Below are 10,719 nucleotides of genomic sequence, written 5' to 3'. Positions count from 1 at the left end.
AGAGAGCGCAGGGCCGCAACCCTATTCGGTGGTCCCGAGCACTCCCGCCGAACGCAGCTTACCGAGCTCGCTGTCGTTGAGACCGAGGATTTCGGCGAAGACCTGATCGGTATCGGCGCCAAGGGCTGCGGCTGGGCGCACCGGTCCGTACTCGCTGTTCTCACGGATCGGGCTGTGTGCCGAGATGACGGGCCCGATACCGGGTTGGCTGACTTCGGTCAGCACCCGGCTGCCGATTCCCGCCTCGAAATCGGCCACCACATCGCTCATCTGGCGGTATCGGCTCCACAGCACGCCGGCTTCGGTGAGCGCCGCGCCCACGGCATCGAGGGGCAGCCGGGCGAACCACGGCCGCATCACCGCCGCAATCGTCTCACGGTGGATGTACCTGTGCGCTTCGTCGGCGAAGTCCACCCCGAGGGTCTGTTCGAGCGAGGTGATCACCTTCGTCGTCTCGGTCGCCGTGCACAACGCCTGCCACTGACGCGGCGTGAGCGCTACCACCATGACTCGTCCATCGTCGGCGGTGACGAAGTCGGCGCCGAACGAGCCGTACATGTAGTTGCCGTGGCGCGGGCGGTCGCCGCGTTCCCGAACCTCGCTGAGCCACCCCAGATTCGCGACGCCGGCCAGGGCGACATCGGCCAGCGCGATCTGCAGGTGCGCGCCCTCGCCGGACCGTTCCCGGCGGTGCAGCGCGGCGAGCAGCGCGGTGGTCGCGGTCATCCCCGCGACCAGATCCCACGCGGGCAGCACATGATTCACCGGCGTACGAGAATCGGCGGGCCCGGTGAGATCGGTGACGCCGGCCTCGGTGTTGACCGTGTAGTCCACCGCGGGACCGCCACCCGGCTGACCACCGATGTGCACTTTGATCACATCGGCTCGCAGATCAGCGAGCGCCTCGTAGGAGAACCACGGACGCCCGACCGCGTTGTCGACAACGATCCCGGCATCCTTGCCCGGGGCGGTCGCCAGCGCCAGGACGAGTTCCCGACCCTGCTCGCTGCGCACGTCGACGGCGATCGACTGCTTACCGCGATTGAGTGAATTCCAGTACAGGCTCTCACCGTTGCTCTTGGCGACCGGCCACCGGCGGTAGTCGGGCCCGCCGCCGAGCGGGTCGACCCGGATGACCTGCGCGCCGAGCTGGGCGAGGGTCATCCCCGCCGACGGTCCTGCCACGAAACTGGCGAACTCGACGACGCGCAGACCCGCCAGCGGCTGCCCGCTCACGCGTGTACCACCAGGGAATCCTCGAAATGACCCGGCATCTGCATCGCGCTACTCCTTCACCCACTGCGGACTGTTTGAAATATAATATATCTGATGGTCAAGGCGTGAGCACCATGATCGGTCCGTCGCCCAGGACGGTGCCGGTGTCCACCGACGGCAAGGCGGACAGGGCCAAAGTCCCGTCGGGTCGCACGTCGTAGGTATGTACCCGGGTGGTGATTCCCGTGGTCAGCACGTCGGCGGCGTAGACGTGCCGCTCGTCGTCGCTGAGCACCAGCGTGCCGGGGCCGGAACCGGGAGGCGCCGGATAGGGCGAACCAGGGAGGGCTGCCAGGGCGCCGTCCTCGCCGATCGAGTACCCGGCCACACCACCGCCGGCGACCACGGGCACGTAGACTCGCGCGCCGTCGGCGGTGACCTCGGCTCCATGTGGCATCAGCGCACTGGCATACGGTGACCCGGGCGTGGGAGTGAGATGGCCGTCCCAGCCGATCGAGTAGCCGGAGATGTTGCCGCCCAACTCGTTGCTCACATAGACGAAACGGCCGTCCGGGGTGTAGCCGGGATTCACCGGCAGCGCACCGCCGGACACCGGAGCGCCGATCGGAGTGAGTTCACCATCGGGTTCGATCGAGAAGCTGGAGATCAGGCTGTCGAAGGGGCTGACGAAGCGCAGGAATCGGCCGTCCGGGTCGATCCGGATCATCGGGATAGCGCTGAACCCTGGTACGGAGATCGAAGCGATCTGCGTAAGCGCGCCGGACGGGTCGACCGAGTAGGTCCTGATGTGCCCGGGCACTCCGCCGACGGCGACGAACAGCAGACTGCCGTCCGCGGACAGGGTCGAGGTGATCGGAACGCCGCCACCGATATCGACCGCAGCCCCGGGGATCGGGCGAAGAGCGCCCGCATAGTCGATCTGAAATCCGCTGACCCGCTGTTCACCCGCCTGGGTGACGTAGACGTGGCGCCCGTTCGGTGCGAGCGCCAGGGACATGACGCCGAGACCGACGGGTGTCTGGCCCACTTTCGTCAGTCCGCCGCCCGGTTCCACACGCAACACGGTCACGTCACCGCTGACTGTGCCACCCACAAGGAGGAACCGGGGGTTGTCGACAGGCCCGGCCGCTGCCGGGGGCATCGCCCCCGCGCTCAGCAGGACGGTCGCGACTGCGACTGCCGCCTTCTTGGTCCGTGCGGCGAAACCTGTGGTCCCCTTGTTGGATGTCGTCATCGACGTTCCTTCCGGCGCGCGAGCGCAGTTCCCGACTGGCCGCGGGATTCCGCGGTGCCCGGGCGCTACCTCCCGGGTCGTTCGAATGTAGGAACGTTCGAGCGCGAGGAGTGTCCAGGAATTCGGACAGTGTTCACGGGGAGCCCGTCATCCGGCGCATCGACACAGGGGCGCGCCAGCCGCAGGGGAGACCGCAGGTGGCTATCACCTCGTGCTGGATGGAGCCTTCGCCGAAGTGCTTGATCACTCTCGAAGCCGAGGCCGGGTAGCCGCAGGCGCCGCATCTCCCGAAGTAGTCGAGGAGTTCGTGGACGATGATGCGGACAGGCGTCGGCGGTTCTTGCTCTGCGGGGGGCTGGGGATTGCGGGCCGAGTCCGCAGGATAATTACGCATAATATATTAAAACCGTTACTGTGTTATGACCGGAGGGCGGGTCCGGTTCGTTCGAAAGGGCTAGTTCGGGTGGTCCGCCGGGGCCTGTTCCGGGACCGGCGCCGACCATGAGGTGAGGATCCGCAACTTCTCATGAGACGTCGTGCCGGGCTCGGCCGACCAGAGGACGAGCTGCTGTTCCGAATCGCCCGACGAGCTGAAAGTGTCCCAGTTCAGGGTCATCTCGCCGACATCCGGGTGGTTGAGTGTCTTCGAGCCGAACTCCTGCCGGGCCACATTGCGCGCCGCCCACCACTGCCGGAACTGCTCGTCGGCGATGGACAGTTCACCGACCAGCGCGGTGAGCTGGGGGTCGGTCGGATTGGCCGCGGCATCCATGCGGAGGATGGCGACGCACGTGCGCGCGACGCTCTCCCAGTCGTCGTAGAGGGTGCGCATCGCCGGATCGGTGAAGACCATCCGCACATAGTTGCGCTGTCGCGGAGTCATCCGGCCGAAGTCGGTGATCAACGCCGCCGCCAGGTGATTCCAGGCGAGGATATCGAGATAGCGCCCGAACACCAGGGCTGGGGTTTCGGTGAGCTGGTCGAGCAGTCGCTGCAGCTGAGGGCGCACAGTTTTCTGGCCTCGTTTGGCCGGTCGGCGATCGGAACGGCGAACCAAGTTCTCCGCGTAGTCGCGCTGGGCGTCGTCGAGGCGCAGAACGCGCACCAACGCGTCGAGGACCGGCTCCGACGGTGCGAGACGGCCCTGCTCGATCCGGGTGTAGTAGTCGTGGCTGATCGCGGCCAGGTCCGCCACCTCCTCGCGGCGCAAACCTGCGACCCGGCGCGCGGCGGCGCTGTGCACGCTCAAACCCACATCCTCCGGGCTGAGCTCGGCACGCCGCGCTTTGAGGAATCCACCCAGCTCGCGAAGGTGAGGCGCTCTCTCGGTCATTTCTCCACGATATGCCCGGCGGCGGCGCTGTGCCTGGGAGAAATCCTTCCCACGTCACCAGAAAATGCCAGGCATCACGGCAAAAGCCGAGGAACCAAGCAGATATTGTGTATAAAATACAAGTGCGCTCGGTCACAGGGGACTGGGCATCGACCGCATGTTCAGGCGGCCGGGACAAGGTGGTGTTGAGTATCCATGACTGTGTTGCAGGCTTACCGGGATTCGACTCGACCGGACATCGAGTCGGCGTGGGCCCGATCGCGGCTCAACGGCATCCGTGAAGACGCGATGCCGCCGTTCGACCTCGCGACCAGAAGCACCGACAGCTTCCTGGGTCGCGCGGCGAGTCCGGTCCTGCGGCGCGTCGCGAGTGAGCTCGAAGGCACCCCGGTGGCGCTGGTGCTCGCCGATCAGGCCGGCCGGGTGATCGACATCCACGGCGCCGCCCGATCGATCCGGCGGGCCGTCGCCGATATCGGCATCGTGCCGGGCGTCGAACTCGGTGAAGATCGCATCGGCACCAATGCGCTCGGCACCCCGCTCGAGACCAGGCGCAGCCTGCTGGTGCGGGCCGACGAGCACTACCTGGCACTGTTTCGCGGATTCACCTGCTACGGGCATCCGATCTTCCATCCGGTCACCCGTCGGCTCGAAGGCGTGCTGGGGATCGGCGCGAAAACCAGTGCGGACCACCGGTTGTCGGCGCTGTTGGCCCGCCGCATGGTCCGCGATATCCAAGAGCGGCTCCAACGTGACTCACCCCGTGCGCACAGCAGACTGATGAGCGCCTTCCAGGCCGCCGCGGGACGCCGCGGCCGGGCCGTCGTCGTCATCGGTGACGGGCTGGTCCTGGCCACACCTGCCGCGGTCGACCTGCTCGAGCCGGCCGACCACGCCGCATTGCGTGCCTGCGCCGAAGCCGTGCCCGTCGGTGGACAGGACAGCCGGGAACTCGTGCTGACCTCCGGTCGCGCCGTGCGATTGGTCTGCCGATCGATCGACGGAGCCGACGGAGTTCTCGTCGACATCACCCAGGAGTCCGGTGTTCGACGTGCCAGGGTGGCCTCGGACCGGATGCCGCTGTGGCCGCTGCTCGTGGTCGGCGAGGCGGGGACCGGCCGAACCACCGAAGCGCTTGGTCTGGTCGGCCCCGCGGCTCGCACGCTCGACGCGACCGACATCGTGCTCATCGGTGACACTGCGTGGGCCGCTCAGCTCGGCGAGACACTGGCGGCCGACGGCCCGCCGGTGATCATCGAGAACATCCAGCTGCTTTCCGAGCAACTTACCGCGCTGCTCGCCCAGCGGCTACGGGAAACCTCCCGCGAAGTCGTGCTCACCTCGACGCCGGGCGAGCACCTCGACGCGGTGCACGCCCCCCTGCCCGCGCTGTGCAACGACCGACGGGAACTGGTCCCGTTGCGCCGACGCAGGCACGAGGTGCCGGGCCTGGCCCAGCAGATGCTGACCGAGGTCACCGGCCACACCAGGACCCGGTTCACCGCCGAGACGATGCGGGTGCTGGCCTCGCAACCGTGGCGTGGCAATCTCGCCGAACTGCGCCGCGTCGTGGAACTAGTGGCGAGTACCCGATCGGCAGGCGACATCATCCCCACCGACCTGCCCGCCTCGCACCGCGGTGGCCAGGTACCCGGATCGCCGATTCGGGAAGCCGAACGGGAAGTCATCATGGCGGCCCTCGAGGCCGCGGGTGGCAACAAGTTGCAGGCCGCGCGTGCGCTGGGCGTGAGCCGATCGACGCTCTACAACCGGATCAGAGCACTACGCATCGCGTGACCGGTCGACCAGGGGAATGTCCAGAATATTGGACATGCCCCTTCTGCTGTCCTGGCTACTGTCGACAGCATCGGCCGATGAAGGGGGCGGCCGGTACGCGGAAAGCCCCGCACGCGTAGGGGGCGGGCGGGGCTTTTCGTGCCTGATTCTCAGACCTGCCTGCTGTTCGGAGCGAGCAGACGCATCACAGTGCCGAAATCGTCGACCTTGTCCACCCCGAGCACCGTCTCGACGACCTGATCGATTCTATTCTCGGACAGCACATCTCGGGCGTTGATCCGGAACTTGGCGACCAGTTCGTCAGTGGTCATCCTGGTGCTCGGATCGGGGGAGGGACTGCCCTTGGGATAGGTCCGCTCCGCGACGAAAGTGGTGCCCCGCGCGTCGACCTCGACCTTGGTCGGGCGTGCCGAAGGATGCGCGGACAGTGCCTTGAAGTAGTCCGGGTGCGGCGCGAAGGTGACCTTGTCCATCAGGCCGAGCACCGAGTCGCTGAACACGAGTTCCGGTGCGTGCCAAGCCCGGCTCGGCGTGACCCGGTGCGCGCCGACCGACAGACCGTGCGCGATGTCGAACTGCGCGTCGTGGGTCTTCTCGATGACCCGGCTCTGCCACAACGGGTGCATCACCGCGGCCTCACCCCAGCAGCGGATGGCGTCGATCTCCTCGGGCCGGATGTCGTTGGTCTCGAGGATCTCGGTGAGCGCGTGCAGCGGCGCGTGCAGGATCCGGCAGTGCGGGTAGGGCTTGTAGGACTGTTCGGCCAGGAACCGCCATTCGGTGCCGAGCGCGTCGGTGAGGTTCTGCGGTTCCCACCGGCGGGTGCCGATGTACTTGCGGAAACCGACCTCGGCGTCGTCGAGGATCTCCAGGTCACCGGTGTGACCGAGCTCGGCCATGAAGACCGCGGTCAGGCTGGCCTGGGTCAACGTGCCCGCGAGCAGGTACTTGAGGGTGGAACTGGGAGCGTGCTTGATCCACGGCCGCATCGAGTTCACCGGGGCGGTGGCGGCGGCGATGCCCAGCGCGTTGGCCAAGGTCTCGGTGGATTGCCCCGCCAATTTGCCCGCGGCCGCGGTACCGCCGAAGACGGTGACGCTGTAGCCGATCACCGGCGACAGATCCATCGAATCGTTCTGGACGTCGCGCAGGTAATCCATCGACTTGTAGAAGCGGTAGGACATCTCGTGCGAGAGCGCGACGGCGGCGAGCACCTCTCGGCCGGATCGGCCACGGCTCTCGGCCATGGCCATCGTGGTCGGCAGGACGTAGGGCGAGACGTGGCCCGGCGGCAGCACCGCGTCGAAGTCCAGGGCATTGATCAGTTCGCCGTTGGCGAAGGAGGCGCCGAAGATCGACACCCGGTCGTCGGTGCCAATGATGGTGGCGTCGCCGTCTGTGCCGCCGGTGAGCTTGCCGTACTGGATACCGATCTTGCCCTTGGGTTCCTCGACGGCGCCGAGCGCGCAGCCCATCGCGTCGAGCAGCAAGCGCTTGGCTTCGTCGACGGCCTCGGGCGGAAGGGTGTCGTAGTTCGCGCCGGTGGTGAACCGGGCCAGTTGCTCGACGATGGTGTCGGCCATGGACTGTCCTCTCACGGGGGTGCGAGGACAGCAGACCTGCCCGCACCATTACTTGCACTATATATTATGTAAGCATTACGAACGGGTTTCCGGCAACGCCGACTCAGTGGACGGTACTGCCGCGCAGCCAGTACGCGACAGCTTCGGCGCGGTTCGCCGCACCGAGTTTGCGCAGGATATGGGTGATGTGAGTCTTGACCGTCGCCTCGGAAATCGCCAGGTCGCGCGCGATCTGACGATTCGCTCGGCCCGCCGCGAGCAATTCGACCACTTCGACTTCGCGCGACGAGAGCGCCTGACCCTGGGGCAGGCAACCACCGGCCGCGTGGCCGGTCAGCCGATCCAGTCCACTGCGCAGGGCGGTTACGCCGTCGAGCAAGCTCGCACCGGCCAGTGCGTGGCCCAACCCGGCGGCGAAGACCGCGAGCATCGCCCGCGCGGTGGCGTCGGCTTCGCGCCGCTGGAAGTAGTAGTCGCCGTGCACCAGCCCGACGACGGAACCGTGCAGGGTCAGCGGCGCGACAGCATAGGAACTGCAGTGCGTCATCTCCACCAGTGGTCGGACGACACGGGGATTGTGCTGAACGTCGAAGACCAGTCCCGGTCGGGCCCGCTGCACGATGTCGCTCTCGACCAGGTGGCCGTCCAGGGTCGGTGAGGACTCGCGTCCGGCCGCCAGAATCGCCTCGGCCCAAGGCTTGTCGTCGACGACGAACATGGTGTGCAGGTGCCAACGCTGGCCTTCGGTCCTCGACACGAGTGCGCGGTCGAAGCCCATTGCGCCCATCGCCTCCGCGGCCCGGCTCAGCAAGTCGTCGACGCCGCGTGCGCCGCGTAATCGCGCGATCGCCTGTGCGGCCATCCGCAGGTGGGTGGCCGAACTCGCGGCGTCGACCGCGGCGAGTTCGGTCTCGGCGGCACGAATGCGAGCCAGTAGCGCGGTCGTTCGCTGGATGTCCGGGTGGTCGGTGATGCCGGATAGTGCGGCCACTGCCTCGTCCCACAGCTGGGCGAGCAGCCGCTTGGCCGCGTCGGGGGAGTGGGCGCCGGGCGGCTGGATCCGGCGTCCGAGGATCTCCGACGCTTCGGTGGCGACGGCGATGAGCTCGGCCTCGACTGCCACGCCGCCGCTGGGTGCCCTCATGTCGATCACCACGTGTCAACTCCAGTCCTCATACCACTACTACACAGAATATGCAATATATAACGCGATAGCGCGGTGTGCGTCCGAATCGTGTCCGAAACTCCGGGTCCGCATCAGCCGCTGGTCGCAGCGCTGTCGACCCTTCGGATGATCGCAGGTCGATCTTCTTGTGAGGCACGACACCACATATTTAATATTTCGCACAGTCTGCGAGAGTGACCTGAGTCTCAGAGGAGAAACCCATGCGGGGAGCATCATGACGACGTCCACAGCGGCGGCAACCACGCCCCGTCCCAGCCTGCGCGACCAGCTCGGCCGCTCGGAACAGGCCTATTTCGTTCTCGGCATCACCGCCGTGCTGTGTGTCGTCGGTGCCGCGACGACACCGGGATTCCTGACAACCGGAAACTTCGCCAGCCTGTTGCGGCTGTCGGCGGCCTTCGGGATTCTGGCCGTCGGCGTCGCCATCGTCATCCTGGGCAAAGGCATCGACCTGTCGATCGCCGGTGTCGCGCTCGGCTGCGCCCAGGCCACGCTCGCCCTGATGTCGAGTGGCATGCCCGAGTGGCAGGCGATCGCGATCGCAGCGGCGGTCGCGCTGATCGTCGGTCTCGTCAACGGCGTGCTCGTGGCCTATGTCGAAGTGCCGTCACTGTTCGTCACGCTGGCCACCGGTCTGCTCGTCATCGGCGGGGTGGACATGTTGCTGCTCGACAGCAACTACTACGCGCTGCCCGGCGGTTCGTGGATCGCGGAGCTCAGCAACGGTTCGATCCTCGGTGTGCCGCGGCCGATCATTATCGCGGCGGCGGTCTTCGTGCTGGCCTGGCTCTTCGTCACCTATACCTCGGCGGGCCGGTTGATCCGGGCGATGGGCGACAACTTCGCCACCGCCCGGGCCACCGGTGCCCCCGTTCGCCCGTTGCAGGTGCTCACCTACGTGATCTCCGCGCTGCTCGCCCTGCTCGCCGGATACCTGACGGTGTCGATCCAGGGCAGCGTGCAGACCACCGTCACCTCCTTCGACCCGCTGCTGTTCACCGCGCTCACCGCGACCGTGATCGGTGGCATCTCGCTGGCCGGCGGTCGCGGCTCGATTCTCGGGGTGCTCGCCGGCTCGCTGTTCATCGGTGTGCTCAACAACCTGCTCGTGCTGCACGGTCTCACCTCCGCGGTGCAGGACCTGATCCGTGGCGGTGTGCTCATCGCGGCCATCGCACTCGACTCGTGGCTGCATCCGCGCGACGAGGAAACCGCCAAGAGCGGCGAACTGTAAAGCCACCCTCGAAACCCTTTCGCTCACAAGGAGTCTTCAACGATGAAGAAGAAGATGATCGCTCTCGCTCTCGCCTCGGTCTCGGCCGTCGTACTCGCGGGCTGTTCCACCGGCGCTCGAACCTCGTCCACCGGACCGGCGGGAGGTGAGGGCCAGGCGTTCGGTGAGAACGTGCAGCTGTTCGACGCGACGCAGAAGGTGCACGAGTCGATGCAGGGCAAGCGGGTCGCCTTCGTTCCGATCCTGTACAAGGGCTACAACCTGACGATGAACTGGGGCGCCTCGATGGAGCGTGCCTTCGGCAATCTCGGCGCCGACTTCCAGATCCACGACCCCAATTTCGACACCGACAAGATGACCAGGATCATCAGCGATCTGATCGCCCGCAAGGCCGTCGATGTGCTGATCCTGCACAATCCCGACGTCGGTGTGCTGTCCAAGCAGATCGAGGACGCCCAGCGCGCGGGCATCTACACGGTGGTGGTCAACATGATCTCGAGCCGCCTCGGCGACGCCTACATCGGTGTCGACAACCTCGCCGCCGCCGAGGACATCGCCCAGCGCGCCGTGCAGGACTGCGAAAAGCGTGGGGCCCCCAAGCGATTGGCGATCATCGACGGTCCTGGCAACGACGCGGCCTCTCTGCTGTGGTCCAAAGGCGTGCGCAACGTGCTAGACCCGGCAGGCTTCGAGGTGGTGACCACCGCGCACACCCAGTGGCAGAACTCGCTCGCGCAGCAGGCCGCCGAGTCGATCATTCAGCAACAGAAGAACAACTTCTGCGGATTCCTGGTGACATACGACCTCAACTCCGTGGCCGTCGGTGACGCCGTGCAGAGCGCGGTCTCGCGCGGGGTGATCCCCGCCGATTCCCTCGGCACGTACACGATGGCCGCCGACACCGTCTGGTGTGACGCGCTGCGCGCGGGCAAGGTGACGGCCTCGGCCTCCTACGACGTCCAGGGCGTCGGCACCGCCGCGGTGGTCACGACCCAGCAGTTGATCCAGACCGGAGCCCCGGCGGGCAGCAGCCACACCGTCGCGTTCGTGCCGCACACCATCGTGGACCGCGCGAACGTCGACAACACCACCATCGCCTGCTACAAGGGGCAGTGA

Annotated in this window: 8 protein-coding genes; 3 read left to right on the top strand and 5 right to left on the bottom strand. The window is 66.8% G+C overall.

The genetic code is table 11. The features are described 5' to 3' along the window. Positions 1-21: 21 nt before the first annotated feature. The 3 genes from NI2_RS09380 to NI2_RS09370 all read right to left on the bottom strand — a co-directional run bounded on the left by NI2_RS09380 (position 22) and on the right by NI2_RS09370 (position 3,803). Entirely contained in the window at positions 22-1,236 is a 1,215-nt protein-coding gene (locus NI2_RS09380; RefSeq protein ID WP_067488516.1) for a CoA transferase, read from the bottom strand. Between the two features lie 97 nt (positions 1,237-1,333). After that, a complete protein-coding gene (locus tag NI2_RS09375) occupies positions 1,334-2,470 on the bottom strand; it encodes a lactonase family protein (protein ID WP_067488514.1) in 1,137 nt (378 codons plus the stop codon). Between the two features lie 454 nt (positions 2,471-2,924). Further along, positions 2,925-3,803, bottom strand: coding sequence for a helix-turn-helix transcriptional regulator (locus tag NI2_RS09370; protein WP_067488512.1), 879 nt, complete (start codon positions 3,801-3,803; stop codon positions 2,925-2,927). A 195-nt stretch (positions 3,804-3,998) separates the two neighbouring features. Between NI2_RS09370 and NI2_RS09365 the strand changes: the two genes are divergently transcribed. Then, the gene (locus NI2_RS09365) at positions 3,999-5,600 is read left to right on the top strand and encodes a sigma-54-dependent Fis family transcriptional regulator (protein ID WP_067488510.1); all 1,602 of its coding nucleotides are present in this window, start codon (positions 3,999-4,001) and stop codon (positions 5,598-5,600) included. A 149-nt stretch (positions 5,601-5,749) separates the two neighbouring features. On the opposite strand, the gene NI2_RS09360 is transcribed toward NI2_RS09365, so the two are convergent. Beyond that, positions 5,750-7,183, bottom strand: coding sequence for an MmgE/PrpD family protein (locus NI2_RS09360; protein WP_067488508.1), 1,434 nt, complete (start codon positions 7,181-7,183; stop codon positions 5,750-5,752). Positions 7,184-7,286: 103 nt separating this feature from the next. Further along, positions 7,287-8,327, bottom strand: coding sequence for a helix-turn-helix transcriptional regulator (locus NI2_RS09355; protein ID WP_084476259.1), 1,041 nt, complete (start codon positions 8,325-8,327; stop codon positions 7,287-7,289). 256 nt (positions 8,328-8,583) lie between these two features. Between NI2_RS09355 and NI2_RS09350 the strand changes: the two genes are divergently transcribed. Together NI2_RS09350 and NI2_RS09345 are read left to right on the top strand one after the other, a co-directional pair. Continuing rightward, a complete protein-coding gene (locus NI2_RS09350) occupies positions 8,584-9,603 on the top strand; it encodes an ABC transporter permease (protein WP_067488504.1) in 1,020 nt (339 codons plus the stop codon). 42 nt (positions 9,604-9,645) lie between these two features. Further along, a complete protein-coding gene (locus NI2_RS09345) occupies positions 9,646-10,719 on the top strand; it encodes a sugar ABC transporter substrate-binding protein (RefSeq protein WP_067488502.1) in 1,074 nt (357 codons plus the stop codon).

Source organism: Nocardia ignorata NBRC 108230 (assembly GCF_001612905.1).
GTDB classification, from domain to species: Bacteria; Actinomycetota; Actinomycetes; order Mycobacteriales; family Mycobacteriaceae; genus Nocardia; species Nocardia ignorata.
The sequence above is the reverse complement of the archived record's forward strand: the minus strand, read 5'-3'. Positions and strand labels throughout refer to the sequence as shown.

What these genes read in the sequence shown, in the direction of transcription:
- NI2_RS09375 (WP_067488514.1), bottom strand. Translation starts at nt 2,470, where the DNA reads ATGACGACATCCAACAAGGGGACCACAGGTTTCGCCGCACGGACCAAG.
- NI2_RS09370 (WP_067488512.1), bottom strand. Translation starts at nt 3,803, where the DNA reads ATGACCGAGAGAGCGCCTCACCTTCGCGAGCTGGGTGGATTCCTCAAA.
- NI2_RS09365 (WP_067488510.1), top strand. Translation starts at nt 3,999, where the DNA reads ATGACTGTGTTGCAGGCTTACCGGGATTCGACTCGACCGGACATCGAG.
- NI2_RS09360 (WP_067488508.1), bottom strand. Translation starts at nt 7,183, where the DNA reads ATGGCCGACACCATCGTCGAGCAACTGGCCCGGTTCACCACCGGCGCG.
- NI2_RS09355 (WP_084476259.1), bottom strand. Translation starts at nt 8,327, where the DNA reads ATGAGGGCACCCAGCGGCGGCGTGGCAGTCGAGGCCGAGCTCATCGCC.
- NI2_RS09350 (WP_067488504.1), top strand. Translation starts at nt 8,584, where the DNA reads ATGACGACGTCCACAGCGGCGGCAACCACGCCCCGTCCCAGCCTGCGC.
- NI2_RS09345 (WP_067488502.1), top strand. Translation starts at nt 9,646, where the DNA reads ATGAAGAAGAAGATGATCGCTCTCGCTCTCGCCTCGGTCTCGGCCGTC.